1 tRNA gene is annotated in these 353 nt (G+C 53.5%); it reads right to left on the bottom strand.

Annotated features, from left to right (window positions below):
• Positions 1 to 182: 182 nt before the first annotated feature.
• A tRNA-Ala gene (locus KVT38_RS33595) sits at positions 183 to 258 on the bottom strand.
• Positions 259 to 353 lie beyond the last annotated feature (95 nt).

The following is a 353-nucleotide window of genomic DNA, read 5'->3' on the forward strand; positions in this document are numbered from 1 at the left end:
CTTCTTAGGCTCCTGGCGCCTAGGCATCCTCCGTGCGCCCTTAATAGCTTAACCTGTCGGCTAAACCACACAAGGCATTGTAGAGAATTTCTAATTTGCGCATTTCGTTTCGCTATCCGGTTTTCAAAGAACAAGTTCTGCCCTCCGCCCATCTGACCAGCAGGCTGTGCGGAGAATAAAGATGGTGGAGACTAACGGGATCGAACCGTTGACCCCCTGCGTGCAAGGCAGGTGCTCTCCCAGCTGAGCTAAGTCCCCATGGGAAGTATTCCATTGAAACTTGGTGGTGGGCCTTAGTGGACTCGAACCACCGACCTCACCCTTATCAGGGGTGCGCTCTAACCAGCTGAGCT

It is taken from the genome of Cohnella sp. GbtcB17, assembly GCF_019091135.1.
GTDB lineage: Bacteria > Bacillota > Bacilli > Paenibacillales > Paenibacillaceae > Cohnella.